We start from the raw sequence: 16163 nt of genomic DNA, 5'->3' as shown, positions 1-16163 counted from the left end.
CCGGCCCGCTCCCCGGTGGGTCGCGGCCTCGGTGACCTCTGCAGCGCCTATGGTAATTCGCGATGAAAAGGACTCGAAAGTTCGTAGCCGTGTGGGCGACAGCTCTCGCTCTCGCCGGCGTCGGCGGCGGCCCGGCATCGGCGCAGCCGGCAGTCGAGCCACCCGTCGTATCGACGACGCCACCGTTCACGACGCCGAACACCGACGCGTGCCCGTTCGCGGCCTCGCCGCCCCCGGCGATCGATTCCTCGGAAGTTCCGGCTCCGGGTAGCACTGCGCCACAACCGGTTCCGATCCCGGCGGACCCGGTGGGCGGATCCCGACTGGCCGAGTGCGGCGCGATCGTGCCGGACGGCGCGCCCCCACTGCCCGCGGACATCTCGGCAACCGGGTTCGTGGTGGCAGACCTCGATTCCGGATCGGTGGTAGCCGCCAAGGATCCACACGGTCGGCACCGACCGGCGAGCACAATCAAAGTACTGCTCGCCCTCGTCGCTCTGGACGAGCTGGACCTCGGCAAACAGATCACCGCGACGGCCGAGGACGCCGACGCAGAAGGCAGCGCCGTCGGCATCGGGAAGAACGGTGTCTACACCAATCTGCAACTGTTGCAGGGCCTGGTCATGGCGTCGGGAAACGATGCCGCGCATGCCTTGTCGGCTCAGCTGGGAGGTGACGCCGCGACCGTCGAGAAGATGAATGCCAAGGCAGCAGAGTTGGGCGCGCTCGACACACGGACCGCGACCCCCTCCGGCCTGGACGGGCCCGGCATGGCGAGCTCGGCCTACGACCTGGCACTGTTCTACCGGGAGGCCATGCGCAATTCGACCTTCGCGCAACTGATTTCGACCGAGAACGTGCAGTTTCCCGGCTATCCGAAGGATCCCACGATCCCGGACGACCAAGACCGCCCCGGTTTCACGCTGTCCAACGACAACCAGCTGCTCTACAACTATCCGGGCGCTCTCGGCGGCAAGACCGGCTACACCGACGATGCCCGGCAGACCTTCGTGGCGGGTGCCGAACGCAACGGTCGCCGTCTGGTCGTGACGCTCATGAAGGGTGACGTACTACCGATCCGGCCGTGGGAACAGGCGGCTCGGCTGCTCGACTACGGGTTCGCCCTGGATACGAGCAGCAGCGTCGGCGATCTGGTCGAACCGGATTCCACGTCGCCGGTAACGAGTACACGTGCCACCAGCGCGGTGCCGACCCTTGCTCAACCCCCTGCGTCGGCGTCGAGTGCCGAATCGGGTACCCGACAATCCGATCTGCAGGCGCAGGGCGACACGGTCGTGCGCATCGCGATCGGGGTCATCGGTGCACTGGTCGTGGCCGGTTTGCTGTGGGGCGCACGCACACTGTCTCGCCGCCCCTGAACTCCCCCGCCGCCTCTCACATTCGCAAGTAGGTTGCCTCGGATCAGCGTCGCCGATTGCGAAGTCCAGCGATACCCAGAGCGGCCAGAGCGCCCGCGCCCACCAAGGCCAGACCACCCTTGACACCCGGGCCGTCGCTCACCTCGACCCGGGTGTTGATCACCGCGGGGTCCGGCGCCGGCACATGGGCGTCAGCAAGGCTCTCCCGAGTGGTGGCTGCGAACGCAGTCGAGAACAGCACCAACCGCGACGTCGTGAACACGAACACCAACAGACCGATGATGGGACCGAACACGACTCCGGCGGGCCCGCTCGTGACGGACGCGAGGTAGATCGCGCCGAGTTGCTTGAAGATCTCGAAACCGACTGCGGCCAACAGTGCACCTTTGGCCGCACTGCGCCACGACACCGGTTCGCGGGGCAGACGTGAGATCACCCAGGTGAACAGCGCCCAGGTTCCGGCAAGCGCGAGCAGTATCGAGAAGACCCGCAGCGCCACTCCGACGCCGGGAACGGAATCGAGGTTCAACCATTCGAGAATGCCACGCATGACGCCGCCCCCGGCCAACGCGGACAGCCCGAGAGAAAGCACCAGTGCTGCTCCCAGGCCGAGCAGAGCCGCGAGGTCCTTGGCCTTGGTCGCAAGGAATCCGCCCGACTCGTGCTGGCTCTCCCACATCGCGGTCAGGGCCTCACGCAGATTGGCCACCCAACCGAGCCCCGCGTACAGCGCGCCGAGCAGACCGATGACACCGACACCGGTACGGGACTCGATCGCGGTATCGATCAGCGAGCTGATCGTCTCACCGAAGCTGCCCGGGACATTCTCCGCGATCTGCGACTGAATCTCGGCAAGCCATTCGGGCTGATTCACCAGTACGAACCCGGCAACGGCGAATGCAACCATCAGCAGTGGAAACAACGCCAGCACACTGAAATACGTCATCCCCGCGGCGTAGTAATCACCCTTCTGCCCCTGATACCGCTGCGCGGCAACAACAGTGTGATCCAGCCACGGCCACCGAGCACGCCGATCGTCGAGCATGGCCTTGAAATCGGGCATGGCACTCACCTTTTCGCTGTCGTCGGCGGCTGTTCGGGCCGTGTCCTCGAAATGTCGTGTAGCGCGAATATCGTGTACTGACAGGGCTATGCGCCGGGAGGAAGGAACCCCACCCTGTCGTACACCTGAGCCAGCGTTTTGCTCGCGACCTCCCTGGCTCGATCCGCACCGGCAGCGAGGAGGCGATCCAATTCGGCTACGTCGGACATGAATCCGTCCATTCGTTCGCGCAGCGGAACCACGAACTCGGTCAGCACGTCGGCAGTGTCGGACTTGAGTTCGCCGTAGCCCTTGCCTGCGTAACCGGCGACCAGATCATCGATGCTCTTCCCGGACAGAGCGGACTGAATCACCAGAAGATTGCTGACGCCCGCCTTGTTCTCCGGATCGAAGACGATATCGCGTTCGTTGTCCGTCACTGCCGAACGAATCTTCTTCGCGGACACCTTCGGATCGTCCAGGATGTTGACGATGCCCGCCGGATTCGACGACGACTTGCTCATCTTCGCCGTCGGATCCTGCAGGTCGAAGATCTTGGCCGTGCCCTTGATGATGTGTGCATCGGGAACCACGAAGGTCTTCTTGAACCGCGAGTTGAACCTCTGCGCCAGATCGCGAGTCAACTCCAGATGCTGACGCTGATCCTCGCCCACCGGAACGAGATTCGGCCGGTACAGCAGGATGTCCGCGGCCTGCAGAATGGGATAGGTGAACAACCCGACGCTGGTGTGATCGCGACCCTGCTTGGCGGACTTGTCCTTGAACTGCGTCATCCGGCCGGCTTCGCCGAACCCGGTGATGCAGTTGAGAACCCACGCCAACTGCGCATGCTCGGGAACCTGGCTCTGCACGAACAACGTCGACTTCTCGGGATCGATACCCACCGCCAACAGTTGTGCGGCCGCTATCCGGGTGCGCCGGCGCAATTCCTTCGGGTCCTGCGGAACCGTGATCGCATGGAGATCGGGAACGAAGTAGAACGCATCGAACTCCTCCTGCAACTCCACCCAGTTCCGCACAGCACCCAGGTAGTTACCGAGATGGAACGAATCCGCCGTCGGTTGGATGCCCGAAAGCACCCGACGACGCGGACCCTGCGACGTGTCGATCGAGTCAGGAGAAGACATGCGGCAATCTTTTCACGCCGTCCCCGACCCGTACCGATTGCCTTGCCACACCGGTCACTCCGCAGGCTCCGCTCCTACCACCCCGGTCACTCCGCAGGCTCCGCTCCTACCACCCCGGTCACTCCGCAGGCTCCGCTCCTAGCGGTAGCGCACCGTCACCGGCGCGTGATCGGACCACCGCTGGTCGTACGCCTCCGCTCTCTCGGTGACGGCTTCCTTCGCACGCTCGGCCAGATCACTGGTGGCGAGTTGGTAGTCGATGCGCCACCCGGCGTCGTTGTCGAACGCCTTGCCGCGGTAGGACCACCAGCTGTACGGCCCCTCGACGCCGGGGTGCAGCTCACGCACGACGTCGGTCCACGGTGACTTCTCGGCGAGCAATCGCGATACCCACTCACGTTCTTCGGGCAGGAATCCCGACTTCTTGCGGTTGGTCTTCCACGACTTCAGATCCGCTTCGGTATGGGCGATATTCCAGTCGCCGCAGACCACGACGTCGCGCTCGGCAGACGTCGTTGCCTTGGCGGTCTTGGCGAGATACTTCGCGAACGCCGCCATGAAGCGTTCCTTCTCGTCCTGTCGGTCGGTCCCCACCTCGCCCGACGGCAGGTACAGGCTCGCCACGGTGACGTCACCGTAGTCTCCTTCGATGTAGCGACCCGCGTCGGCGAATTCAGCGACGCCGATGCCGGTTCTGATCGCCTCCGGTGCGGCCCTCGACAGCAGGGCCACACCGTTGCGTCCCTTCGCCGACGGTTCCGCCGACGCCAGATGCCATCCCGCATCGAGGGCCGGGGCCAGTGCTGTGGTCAGCTCGCCGTCGTTGGCGCGCGTCTCCTGAAGACAGATGACGTCGGCATCGGTGGCCTCGAGCCACGGAAGCATGCCCTTGCGAACAGCGGCGCGGATCCCGTTGACGTTGACAGTGGAAATAGTGATCGGCACGCCGACGACCGTAGCGGAGGCCACCGACAACCGGCAGGTGGCCTCCGCAGGCTCACCTTCTCTTCGGTTTGGCTCCTGGCTTCGGAGCCGTCACCACCGATGCCACCTTCGGCACCGCGACCGGCTCCTGGTCGATCCGTCGGTAGACGATGTGCTGCTGGGCGTAGGTCCAGATGTTGTTGCTCACCCAATAGAGCAGCACCGCAACGGGCAGCACCGGGCCACCGATCAGCACCCCGGCCGGGAAGACCCACAGCGCGAGTTTGTTCATGATCGCGGTCTGCGGGTTCGCCGCGGCGGCCGCATCCTGACGCGCGATCGATGCCCGGGAGTTCAGGTGGGTAGCCACCGCGGCAACGATCATCAACGGCACCGCGACGACCGCGATGCTCCACACCGACGGCACCCCACCGAACGGACCGAACGCTTCGAGAACATCTCGAGAGCTACTGACGGCAGCGGAGATCGGTGCGCCGAACAGCCGCGCGTCGAGAAACGACTGCACATCGCCCGCACCGAACACGTAGTTGGCTATACTCGCATTCTCCTGCGCCGACATACCCAGATGCCCGAACCCGGTTCCCGTCCGGTTGAACGAGCGCAACACGTGCAGCAGACCGATGAACACCGGTGCTTGCGCGATCAGCGGGAGGCAACCCATGAGTGGGTTCACACCGTGTTCCTTTTGCACTGTGCGGATTTCCGTGGCCTGTCGAGCCCGGTCACCGGAGTACTTCTTCCGTACCTCCTCGAGCCTGGGTTGGAGTTTCTTCATGGCGAGCTGTGAACGAATCTGACCTACGAACGGCTTGATCAACAGCGTTCGTAGCGTGAAGACCAAAAATACGACGGCCAATGCCCAGGCGACGCCGTTGTCGGGGCCGAGCACGAAACCGAATACCCGGTGCCAGAACCACAGCACCGCGGAGACGGGGTAATAGACGAAATCGAGCATGATGGAGTGCCTCACTGAGAGAGAAATCGGTCGGATGACGTCTCGACCGGATCTCGCAGTGGCTCAGCGGAACTGGAGCCACCGATCCGGTCCGTGAACCGATCCGGGTGCTCTCGGCATAGGGCGGCCTGGCGCGTCGGGTTGCTCTTGTCTGCGGTAGGCCCCACGGAGTCTGCCGCCGTCGGATCCGGCGGTTGTGGACGCGGGCGGCACCACGACGAGAACGTCGGCCGATGCACCCGTCACCAGCAGTGCCGCAGCCACCAGCGCACCGAACATCGCTATCTGGGCCGCGGGCTGGGCATCGACGACGGCGAAGACGACCAGCAGGACTGCCGCCACTCCGACGAGGGTGACCACTGCGGCTCGCCACGGCGACACCGCACGCCTGGAAATTACGTCGAATGCAGCCGTCGAACCGACACGGCGAGTGGCGTTGTCGATGGACAACATAGAGATTCTCCCGTTGAACCTCGTGAACCAGGGGCACGTGAGGTGTGGGAGAGCTGTCGAACTATAGCGCTCCCACCAGGAGACCGGGTGCTCGCGGCTGCGGGCGACCGGGTGCGTCGGGGCGATGTTGACGTCGGAACGAGCCACGAAGGTGGCGCTCCTCCGCATTCGGTCCGACGTTCGACGGACGGTACAGAAGGCTCAGCGCCCCGGCACGATGCGCGTAGAACACTGCCGCCGCCAGAGCAGCGACGATGATCAGTGCGAGATCCGCCGGTCCGGCCGGAGTAGTCAGTAGCAGCGCGAAGAACAGCACCGACGTGACGACGAGGTTCTGATAGCCCATCGTGCACCTCCGTCCTTAGTCACCGATCGTCGAGTCGTTGCTCAGGGTACAGATACCGTCGGGTCTGTGCACTGGTACCAGCTGTCTCCCCAGGAGACCGGGCCTCGGGCCTGAACACACTCACGAACACGTTCGGGCAGGCGATCGAGTTCGGAATCTGCGTCCGCCGACAACCCGCCGAGGTAGAACACGTCGATCCGCCCCGTCTCCTCGAACCGTTCGACGTTCTGCCGCGCGATGTACGCGTCCGGGTTCAGGGCCGCGAGGGCGAGAACGGTCAGCACTGCTCCCACACCGACAGCTCGCGGAAGCCAGCGACCCGACATCCGTACGCCCGCGACGAGCAGCAGTACGAACACCGAACCCAACCACCATTCGACCGCGGTGACGAACAGCCGCAGGGTGGTGTAGCCGTACTGCTCCTCGTACAACGACATTCGATGCAACGCCGACGCCACGATCACCACCGACAGTGCGCACAGCGCGCCGAGCAGACCCCGCAATGCAAGTCGGTCGCGTAGGTCCGTTCGTTCGGCCTTGGTCACGGTGACCGCGATGACGAGCAAGGTCAATACCGTCACCGTCAGCAACTGCCAGAAGCCCTGCCGTGCGTACTCGGCGTTGGTCAAACCTTCGGTGCTCAGAACGTGTCCCTGGCCGCCGAACAAGCTCGGAATCTGAAAGGCGACGAATACCCCGAACAGGCCGACGACAGCGCCGAGCGGTATTGCCCACTCCCACAACCGAAGTGTGCGACGCGGTGTTGCCGCCAGGCGGTCGAAGCGCGGCGGATGCACGGCCACGTATGCGGCGGCGAGGGCACCTGCGGCCGTCAGTACGAATACGATCACTCGGCCGAAAATCGATCCGAGATCGAACTGCGGAGTGACCGAGCCCAGAGCATCCGCGAAACGTCGATCCGCCGCCCCGAACAGCGCGGCGAACACCACACAGAGCGCGACGGTGACGGCGGCGACCACGCCGATTCGGATCGGCTTGGGCCCGTCGAGATCGACGGTTCCCGCCCCTCGTCGCGTCCACCGCACGACCCGCAAGGGCAGCAGCAGCGGCAGCACGGCGCCGAGAGCGATGCCCGTCCAAGTCCAGGCCCGCGAGAGAACGACCGACCCGACGACGACCGCAAGGGCAACGGACAGAGCGACGATCCACTCCGCCTCTCGTAGCGCCGCGACGCTGGACAAGGCGAGGACCCCCGCCACACCCACCCACTCCCACGACGACAACGACGCGCGCCGAACCGCTACGACGACGGCCATGATGCTCGCGGCGGTGATGGGTACGCCGAAGTTGTTGTAGCCCAATACCACTGCACTGACGAGCCCGGCAGCAAGCGCTCCGAGAAGTGCCGCGCGGGGTGCCCGAGAGTGTCGCAGCACCGGCCAGGTTCGAGGGCTCCACAGCGATCGACGAGGCCGCGTTCTGGGGTGCATGGGTATTCCGATCGTGGTCATGACTGTGATCCATTTCTGTGTTCGAGGCATGCCGAACCGCGGCTGCGGTCCAGGGACGAGCAGTCGAGGTGAGTGGGTGTGTGAGAGAAGGTGGGTTGTCAGCGCTCGGGGATGGCCACTCTGATGTGGCAGCCCGACTCACTGTCGAGAACGTCGATGGTCCCGCCGTGCAGTTCGGTGGCCCACCGTGCGATTCCGAGTCCGAGACCTGTTCCGCCGTCGGTGGATCCGCCGCGAGTGAACCGGTCGAACACCGCGTGACGGTCGGCCGGTGCGATGCCGGGACCCTCGTCGCGAACATCGAACGCGAACCGGTCCCCGGCTCGATGCGCTCGGATACTCACCGTGCCCGACTGCGGCGAATGCCGTACGGCGTTGTCGACGAGATTCGTGATCACCTGCGTCATTCGAGCGCGATCGGCGACGACCGTCCCGGCACCGGGTGAGACGACGATCGATACTCGTTCTCGGTGAACGCCGGTCGCCTCCTCGAGGAAGGGGCGCACCGGGAATTCCGTCGGGGCGATGCTCAGCACTCCGCCCTCGACCCTCGACAGATCGAGCAGTTCGGTCACCAGGTTTCCCAGTCTCTCGGTCTGGCCGAGAGCCACCGACAACGTAGCCGGGTCGGGTTCGGTCACCCCGTCGACCATGTTCTCGAGCACTGCCCGCAAGGCAGCGATCGGAGTCTTCAATTCGTGGGAGACGTTTCCGATCAGCTCGCGGCGGTACTTCTCGGCGGCTTCCAAGTCGCTCGCCATGGTGTTGAATGCGGTGGCGAGCTCGCCCACCTCGTCGCGGGACGTGGCACGCACCCGGGTCGAATAGTCGCCTCGCGCCATCGCTTTGGCTGCCGAGGTCATCTCTCGCAGGGGCGACGTCATGCCGTGCGCGACGAATTGTGTTGCGGCCAAGGACACGATCAATGCGGCGAGAAGTGTGTAGCGAAACTGCCAGCCGGCCCCGATCCAGAAGACGACGCTCGCCAGCACCAGCACGATGCCCACCACGAGCGAGACTTTGAGTTTGAACGACCGCAAGGGATCGAGCGGACGCGGCAGCATCGGCCTCATCGCGGTGCCTCCACGGCGTATCCGACGCCGTGGACGGTACGAATCAGGTCGCCACCGAGCTTGCGCCGCAACGCTTTCACATGACTGTCGACGGTACGGCTGCTGGCCGAATCGTCCCAGCCCCACAGTTCCGACAGCAGAGTCTCCCTGGACACCGCCGTACGAGGCCGAGCGGCGAGATACGCCAGGATGTCGAATTCGGTTCTGGTGACGTGGATGTCGCCCGCGTCGGTGGAGACGCGTCGCTCCCGGTGATCGATGTGCACGTCGCCGATTCGAGTGGTGTACTGCTCGGGAGTGACGACGCGCTCGGCGCGCCTGATGAGAGCGTGCACACGCGCGACCAGTTCACGCATGCTGAACGGCTTGCCCAGATAATCGTCCGCACCGACGCCCAGCCCGACGAGCATGTCGGTCTCGTCGGACTTGGCCGTCAACATCAGTACCGGTACCGGCCGGGATGCCTGGATGCGTCGACACACTTCGAGTCCGTCGAAACCGGGAAGCATCAGATCCAGCACCACCACGTCGGGGTCGATCCGGCCGCACACTTCCACCGCGGAGGGGCCGTCGGCGGCAGTGACCACGTCGTACCCCTCGCCTCGCAGTCGAGCGGCCACGGCGTCGGAGATCGTGGGTTCGTCGTCGACTACGAGAACTGTGCGGCTCATGAGAATTGACCCTAGAGGTCGCACATGGAGGACTTCGTCGGGAAATGTGGAGGTTCGGTGAAGGTTGACCTGAAAGTCGAACTAAGGGTGGGCTACCCTTCCTTTCGATACCCGACCTGACGAAAGGCCCACTCGATGCGTACCCGACCACTTCGGAGAACTTTGGCGGTGTGCGCGATCGCGCTGACCACGGCGGGACTACTGAGCGCCTGCTCGAACTCCGACGGCACGTCCGACGGCCCCGACTCCCCCACGACCGCCAGCTCGGGCGTCTTTCCCGTCTCGGTAAAGCATGCGTTCGGCGAGACCGTCGTTCCCGAGGAACCCACGCGCGTCGTGGTGGCGGGATACACCGAACAGGACACGGTGTTGGCCCTCGGCGTGATCCCCGTCGGAGTGACGGAGTGGTACGGCGACCAGCCGTACGCGACCTGGCCCTGGGCTCGGGCCGCGCTGGGAAATGCCCAGCCCGAGGTGCTCACCAACAACGGCGACGGTTTCGAGACCGAGAAGATCGCCGCCCTCGAGCCCGATCTGATCATCGCCACCAACGCCGGTCTCACCGCGGACAGCTACCGGACTCTGAGCAACATCGCACCCACGCTCGCCCAGTCCGACGCGTCGACCGCCTACTTCGAGCCCTGGGACGTACAGGCGGAGAAGATCGGCCGGGCGTTGGGCAAGAAAGCCGAAGTGGACGGACTCATCGACGGTGTGAATCAGAAGTTCGCCGATGCCGCGGCGGCTCACCCCGAGTTCGCAGGGAAGAAGGCGATCTTCCTGCAGAACGCGTTCTACGAGGGCAAGGCCATCGCGTACCAGGACGGTTTGAGCACCGACTTCCTGACGAAGCTCGGTTTTGTGATCCCCGACGACATCGACGCGTTCGTGCCGGCCGACGGCAGTGCGCAGGCGAGCATACCGCTGGAGAACCTGTCGGTCCTCGACACTGCAGATGTGCTGATCTGGGGAACGGAGAACCCGGGCGATCGCGGCCAGTTGGAGAAGGAACCGGTGTACAACGCTCTGCAGCCGGTGAAGGACGGCAACCTCGTCTTCACCGATGGGGTGACGGCGGGGGCGATCTACTTCACGAGTGTGCTGAGCCTGCCGTACGTGATCGACAAGGTGGCTCCGGCAATGTCCGAGGCGCTCGGCGGAACCGCCACCACCATCACGTCCTGACTCATGCCGCGGAGCGCTTCTCCATCCACATGGCGACGGACAGAACGCCCAGGCCGGCAACAGCGAGTCCCGAGCCGACGGCGGCCGGTGCCGTGTAGCCGAGACCTGCGGCGATCACCGCACCGCCCACCGCGGCTCCGATGGCATTGGCCAGGTTGAACGCCGCGTGGTTGAGTGACGCGGCGAGAGTCTGCGCGTCCTCCGCCACATCCATCAGACGGGTCTGAAGTCCGGGGACGACGGACGAGCCGGACGCACCGATCAGGAACACGAGAAGCAGCGCGGTCACCGGGTTGTGAGCCGCGACGACGAAAACGGCCAGGGACACTGCGGTTGCGGCCAGCCCGATGAAGGTGCCCTTGAGCTTGTACTTGTCGGCCAACCAACCGCCCGCGTAGTTGCCGGCAACCATGCCGAGTCCGTAGATCATCAATGCCACCGGAACCAGTGCACGGGCAAGGCCTGCGACGTCGGTCAGTGTCGACGCGATGTACGTGTACACCGCGAACATGCCGCCGAATCCGACGATGCCGACGAACAGGGTCATCCAGACCTGGCCACGGCGGAGGGCACCGAGCTCGGTGATCGGGCTGGTGGTCGGCATGGCGTCGAGTCGCGGCATCCACAGGACCAGCGCACTGACGGTGAGCAACCCGATCACGGCGACGAGCGCGAATGCGCTTCGCCACCCGAGGGCCTGGCCGATCCAGGTCGCCACCGGTACACCGACGACGTTGGCCACCGACAGACCCATCATCACCATTGCGACGGCCTTGGCTCGTTTACCCGGTTCGGCGAGGTGCGCTGCCACCAGTGCCGCAACGCCGAAATACGCGCCGTGCGGCAGACCGGCCACGAACCGGGAGGCCACCAACTCGTTGAAACTCGGCGCGAAGACCGTCCCGAGATTGCCGAGCGTGAACGCCACCATCAGCGCCAGCAACAACATGCGCCGAGGAACACGCGCCGCAAGAGCAGCGATGGTCGGCGCACCGACGACGACGCCGAGCGCGTAGGCGGAGATCATGTGGCCGGCCGACGGCTCCGAGATTCCCATCGTCGTCGCGATGTCCGGGAGCAGGCCCATCGACGCGAATTCGGTGGTGCCGATGCCGAAGCCGCCGATGGACAGGGCCAGCATGGCGAGCCTGCGGCGGGTCGAGTGCGGGCGATGGCCGACACTCAACCCACTCGACACCTTGCCGCGCACGGCGCTGACGTTTCTGGCGAGAGCGGAATCGGTGACAGTCACAGCAGAACAACCTTCGTAAGCAATCGGATTACAGAGCGGGCCAGGGGCTGGTGGATCGACGACCTGGTAAATCGACGACCTGGTGGATCGATTCAGTACAGCCCGACCGGACGGCACAACGTTCGTCGTGTTCATTCTCTTCCCCGAGGCGGCCGGTTTTCGAGTCGCCGGGCGGTGATTGTCCTCACCAGAGCATCTGCTCGAGGGTCGTGAGCGCCCTCGTTCCCCCGAGACACCCGTACCCGCTAAGATTCCTGCCAGGTCATGAGTGCCAGCATCGAGCCCCGGCTTGCTGGCCGGCAACCCTCCAACCGCGGTGGGGTGCCCCGGGTGAACGACCAGGCCGATGCAACACATCCGTGTCGTATCGACAAGCGCGGGTCCGCTCCGAAGCGGACCCACTGATCTTCGGTCCCCACGGGCCGAGGCATGTCAGGAGGTTCTCATGTGTTGCTGTACCGATACGCCCCGTAACGCTCGAGTTCTCGAGCTTCATTCGACAGAAAACACGTCTGAGAAAACGGAGTATCACCAGCCATGACCGATTCGACCCCCGACGTCGTCGACGCCACCGGAGCACCTACCGAGGATCCGTTCACCGATCCCGCAGCCGACTGGAGCTTCGAGACCAAGCAGATCCATTCGGGTCAGACACCGGACGGCACCACCAGGGCTCGTGCGTTGCCCATCTACCAGACCACCTCGTACACCTTCGACAACACCGATCACGCGGCCGCACTGTTCGGCCTCGCGGAACCGGGCAACATCTACACCCGCATCATCAATCCCACGCAGGACGTCGTCGAGCAGCGCATCGCCGCTCTCGAAGGGGGCGTCGCAGCGCTTCTGCTCGCGTCGGGCCAGGCAGCAGAAACGTTCGCCATTCTCAATCTCGCCGAGGCGGGCGATCACATCGTCTCGAGCCCGCGGCTCTACGGCGGCACGTACAACCTTTTCCACTACACGCTTCCGAAGCTGGGGATCACCGTCTCGTTCGTCGACGATCCGGACGATCTCGAGCAGTGGCGCGCGGCCATCACACCGTCGACCAAAGCGTTCTACGGTGAGACGATCTCCAACCCGAAGAACGACGTTCTCGATATCCCCGGCATTTCGGCGATCGCCCACGAGAACGGCATTCCGCTGATCGTCGACAACACCGTCGCGACGCCGTACCTGCTGCAGCCGCTGAAGCACGGTGCCGACATCGTGGTGCACTCGGCGACGAAGTACCTCGGCGGTCACGGCACGGCGATCGCGGGCGTCATCGTCGACGGCGGAACGTTCGACTGGACGCAGGGCCGTCACCCCAACTTCACCACCCCGGACCCGAGTTACCACGGTGTCGTCTTCGCCGATCTCGGCGCTCCGGCCTTCGCGCTGAAGGCGCGGGTGCAGTTGTTGCGCGACATCGGGGCTGCGGTGTCACCCTTCAATGCGTTCCTGATCAGCCAGGGCCTCGAGACGTTGAGTCTTCGAATCGAGCGGCACGTGGCGAACGCGCAGAAGGTGGCCACCTTCTTGGCCGGTCGCGACGACGTCGTCTCGATAAACTACGCCGGACTCGAATCCTCGCCCTGGTACGAGCGCGGGCAGCAGCTGCTCCCGAAGGGGCAGGGCGCGATCATCGCGTTCGAGCTGAAGGGAGGAGTGGACGCGGGCAAGAAGTTCGTCAACGCTCTCACTCTGCACAGTCATGTGGCTAACATCGGAGACGTGCGTTCTCTCGTCATCCATCCCGCGTCCACCACGCATTCGCAGTTGACCCCGGAAGAGCAGTTGGCCTCCGGCGTCACTCCCGGCCTCGTGCGTCTGGCCGTCGGTATAGAAGGAATCGACGACATCATCGCCGATCTCGAGGTCGGCTTCCGCGCGGCGGCGTCTTGAGCCACAGTTTGAACACAGGCGTTCGTCCGGAGGCGGTCCTTCCGTCTCCGGACGGGCGGTTGGGAACCATCGACATCGGTGGTCTCGATCTCGAGAACGGTTCTCACATTCCGCACGTGACCGTGGCGGTGCAGCGTTGGGGCGAGATGGCGGCCGATCGCAGCAACGTCGTGCTCGTCGAACACGCGTTGACCGGCGATTCCCACGTTTCGGGACCGCCGGATGCCGACCACGTACTGCCCGGTTGGTGGAACGGGATGGTCGGACCGGGCAGCCCCATCGACACCGACGAATGGTGTGTCGTCGCCACCAACGTGCTCGGCGGATGCGGAGGCACCACCGGGCCGAGCAGCATCTCCCCCGACGGCACCCCGTACGGTTCTCGCTTCCCGGAAATTTCGATTCGCGATCAGGTGGCGGCAGAGGTCGCGGTGGCCGACGTTCTGGGCATCGATCGGTTCGCCGCCGTCGTGGGCGGGTCGATGGGTGGCATGCGCACCCTCGAATGGATTGTGGGACATCCGGATCGGGTGGGTGCCGCGCTGGTGCTCGCCGTCGGTGCCCGCGCGACAGCGGACCAGATCGGGACACAAACCACCCAGATCGCTGCGATCAAGGCCGATCCGGGTTGGCTCGGCGGCAACTACCACGACACCGGCACCGCCCCGACCGCCGGACTCGGGATCGCTCGTCGCATCGCGCATCTGACGTACCGAACCGAAAGCGAACTCGACATTCGGTTCGGAAACTCTCCGCAGAACGACGAGGACCCGTGGGCCGGCGGCAGGTACTCCGCGCAGAGCTACCTCGAGCATCAGGCCGCCAAACTGGTCAATCGATTCGACGCGGCGACGTACGTTCTTCTGAGCGAAGCGATGAACCGCCACGACGTGGGCCGAGGACGCGGCGGAGTCGCCGAAGCCCTTGCGTCCGTGCCGGTTCCGACCATCGTCGGGGGCGTCGATTCCGATCGCCTCTACCCGCTTCGACTGCAGAAAGAAATTGCGCGTGAACTCCCACAGTGCCGGGGGCTCGAAGTGATCCAGTCGCGAGACGGCCACGACGGATTTCTCACCGAGGCCGATTCGGTGGCGAAGTTGCTGGCCGAGACGATGGAGCTCGCCCGCCTCGGACGGCGCTGACCCGAGTCGATCGGTCTACGTCAGTCCGTCCCCAGGGGATCGATCGACAGCGACAGAAAGACGATGGCGCCGCCGACGCCTCCCAGCGCCAACACGTCGAATCCCCTGCTGCGCACCTTCAGGGTGCCGACGCGTGACTCGGGTAGGCACAGTCGCAGCAACGCTGCCACCACCGCTGCGCACCCGAAGATGAACGAGCCGCGCCGCCAACGGTCGGCGAGAACCAGGACCAGCGCGGCGAGCACGATGATCGACACCACGACCATCGGTAGATTCCGAGCGAGCGCCGCTCGGAAACCCGGCACGTGATCGCCTCGCGCATCCTGTACGTCGTTCACCTCGGCTCGCTCAACTCTGGGCCGCAGTGCGTTCGGCTCGCTCCACGACATTGGACAGCAGAAACGCGCGCGTCAACGGCCCGACTCCACCGGGGTTGGGCGACAGGAAACCGGCCACCTCGGCGACGTCGTCCGCGACGTCTCCGCGCAATCCGTCCTCGGTGCGGGTGACCCCGACGTCGAGCACAGCCGCCCCGGGCTTGACCATGTCTGCGGTGATCAAACCGGGAACCCCGGCGGCCGCGATGACGATGTCGGCGCGGGAGACCTCTGCGGCAAGATCACGAGTTCCGGTGTGGCACAACGTGACCGTCGCGTTCTCCGAACGGCGGGTCAGCAGCAGTCCGATCGGTCGGCCCACCGTCACACCGCGGCCGATGACCACAGCGCGCGCCCCGTCGAGTGCGACGTCGTAGCGCCGCAGCAAGTGGACGATGCCCCGCGGGGTGCACGGCAATGCGGCGTCCTTGCCCAGCACCAAGCGGCCGAGGTTGATCGGGTGCAGACCGTCGGCATCCTTGTCGGGATCGATGCGCTCGAGCGCGGCGTTCTCGTCCAGATGCTTGGGCAACGGAAGCTGCACGATGTACCCGGTGCAGTCGGGGTTGGCGTTGAGCTCGTCGATGACCGCTTCGAGTTCGGACTGAGTGATATCCGCGGGAAGATCGCGTCGAATGGAAGTGATGCCCACCTTCGCGCAGTCGTTGTGCTTGCCCCGCACGTACGCGGCAGAACCCGGATCATCTCCGACGAGCACCGTCGCCAGGCCGGGAGTGATGCCCTGCTCCCGCAGACGTGCCACACGGGCGGTGAGGTCGACGAAAATCTCGTCACGAGTCGCTTTGCCATCGAGGATCGTTGCAGTCACCGGGCCA

At 65.0% G+C, this 16163-nt stretch carries 16 protein-coding genes and 1 riboswitch; of the genes, 4 read left to right on the top strand and 12 right to left on the bottom strand.

The window, feature by feature from the left end:
* The first annotated feature begins 62 nt into the window (after window positions 1–62).
* Window positions 63–1379: a D-alanyl-D-alanine carboxypeptidase family protein gene (locus tag CH278_RS19065; RefSeq protein ID WP_032366678.1), complete on the top strand. Its 1317-nt coding sequence runs from the start codon at window positions 63–65 to the stop codon at window positions 1377–1379.
* Between the two features lie 43 nt (window positions 1380–1422).
* Here CH278_RS19065 and yhjD read toward each other — a convergent pair whose 3' ends face one another.
* The 9 genes from yhjD to CH278_RS19020 form a co-directional block, all read right to left on the bottom strand.
* Entirely contained in the window at window positions 1423–2442 is a 1020-nt protein-coding gene (gene yhjD, locus CH278_RS19060) for an inner membrane protein YhjD (protein ID WP_027496411.1), read from the bottom strand.
* 86 nt (window positions 2443–2528) lie between these two features.
* Complete coding sequence (gene trpS, locus CH278_RS19055) at window positions 2529–3569, bottom strand: tryptophan--tRNA ligase (RefSeq protein ID WP_094622613.1); 1041 nt, start codon at window positions 3567–3569, stop codon at window positions 2529–2531.
* A 138-nt stretch (window positions 3570–3707) separates the two neighbouring features.
* Window positions 3708–4514: an exodeoxyribonuclease III gene (locus tag CH278_RS19050; RefSeq protein ID WP_027496409.1), complete on the bottom strand. Its 807-nt coding sequence runs from the start codon at window positions 4512–4514 to the stop codon at window positions 3708–3710.
* Window positions 4515–4566: 52 nt separating this feature from the next.
* Window positions 4567–5469, bottom strand: coding sequence for a membrane protein insertase YidC (gene yidC / locus CH278_RS19045; RefSeq protein WP_094622612.1), 903 nt, complete (start codon window positions 5467–5469; stop codon window positions 4567–4569).
* Window positions 5470–5532: 63 nt separating this feature from the next.
* Window positions 5533–5922: a DUF6412 domain-containing protein gene (locus CH278_RS19040; RefSeq protein WP_094622611.1), complete on the bottom strand. Its 390-nt coding sequence runs from the start codon at window positions 5920–5922 to the stop codon at window positions 5533–5535.
* A 61-nt stretch (window positions 5923–5983) separates the two neighbouring features.
* Window positions 5984–6268, bottom strand: a complete 285-nt coding sequence (locus tag CH278_RS19035; RefSeq protein ID WP_032387034.1) for a DUF6412 domain-containing protein — start codon at window positions 6266–6268, stop codon at window positions 5984–5986.
* 41 nt (window positions 6269–6309) lie between these two features.
* Window positions 6310–7740, bottom strand: a complete 1431-nt coding sequence (locus tag CH278_RS19030; RefSeq protein ID WP_094622610.1) for a DUF4153 domain-containing protein — start codon at window positions 7738–7740, stop codon at window positions 6310–6312.
* A gap of 98 nt (window positions 7741–7838) precedes the next feature.
* Window positions 7839–8813 (bottom strand): HAMP domain-containing sensor histidine kinase, encoded by a 975-nt coding sequence (locus CH278_RS19025; protein ID WP_048319754.1) that lies wholly within the window; start codon window positions 8811–8813, stop codon window positions 7839–7841.
* On the bottom strand, window positions 8810–9484 hold the full coding sequence (locus CH278_RS19020; protein ID WP_032371022.1) for a response regulator transcription factor: 675 nt from the start codon (window positions 9482–9484) through the stop codon (window positions 8810–8812). Before CH278_RS19020 ends, CH278_RS19025 begins: the two co-directional genes overlap by 4 nt.
* A gap of 135 nt (window positions 9485–9619) precedes the next feature.
* Between CH278_RS19020 and CH278_RS19015 the strand changes: the two genes are divergently transcribed.
* Window positions 9620–10669, top strand: coding sequence for an ABC transporter substrate-binding protein (locus CH278_RS19015; protein WP_045841986.1), 1050 nt, complete (start codon window positions 9620–9622; stop codon window positions 10667–10669).
* 1 nt (window position 10670) lies between these two features.
* Here the strand turns inward: CH278_RS19015 and CH278_RS19010 are convergent, their stop codons facing one another.
* Window positions 10671–11810 carry an MFS transporter gene (locus CH278_RS19010; protein ID WP_032367243.1) on the bottom strand — a complete coding sequence of 380 codons (1140 nt, stop codon included), beginning with the start codon at window positions 11808–11810 and terminating at the stop codon, window positions 10671–10673.
* Between the two features lie 371 nt (window positions 11811–12181).
* Window positions 12182–12304, top strand: a riboswitch (SAM riboswitch).
* Between the two features lie 154 nt (window positions 12305–12458).
* Between CH278_RS19010 and CH278_RS19005 the strand changes: the two genes are divergently transcribed.
* Window positions 12459–13808, top strand: coding sequence for a bifunctional o-acetylhomoserine/o-acetylserine sulfhydrylase (locus CH278_RS19005; RefSeq protein ID WP_080729313.1), 1350 nt, complete (start codon window positions 12459–12461; stop codon window positions 13806–13808).
* An 8-nt stretch (window positions 13809–13816) separates the two neighbouring features.
* A complete protein-coding gene (metX, locus tag CH278_RS19000; protein ID WP_027496400.1) occupies window positions 13817–14950 on the top strand; it encodes a homoserine O-acetyltransferase MetX in 1134 nt (377 codons plus the stop codon).
* A 20-nt stretch (window positions 14951–14970) separates the two neighbouring features.
* On the opposite strand, the gene CH278_RS18995 is transcribed toward metX, so the two are convergent.
* Both CH278_RS18995 and CH278_RS18990 read right to left on the bottom strand, forming a co-directional pair.
* On the bottom strand, window positions 14971–15216 hold the full coding sequence (locus tag CH278_RS18995; protein WP_045842095.1) for a DUF3017 domain-containing protein: 246 nt from the start codon (window positions 15214–15216) through the stop codon (window positions 14971–14973).
* Window positions 15217–15298: 82 nt separating this feature from the next.
* Complete coding sequence (locus CH278_RS18990; protein ID WP_032400121.1) at window positions 15299–16156, bottom strand: bifunctional methylenetetrahydrofolate dehydrogenase/methenyltetrahydrofolate cyclohydrolase; 858 nt, start codon at window positions 16154–16156, stop codon at window positions 15299–15301.
* Window positions 16157–16163: the final 7 nt, after the last annotated feature.

The organism is Rhodococcus sp. 05-2254-5 (assembly GCF_002258575.1).
Classification (GTDB): Bacteria; Actinomycetota; Actinomycetes; order Mycobacteriales; family Mycobacteriaceae; genus Rhodococcoides; species Rhodococcoides fascians.
The sequence above is the reverse complement of the archived record's forward strand: the minus strand, read 5'-3'. Positions and strand labels throughout refer to the sequence as shown.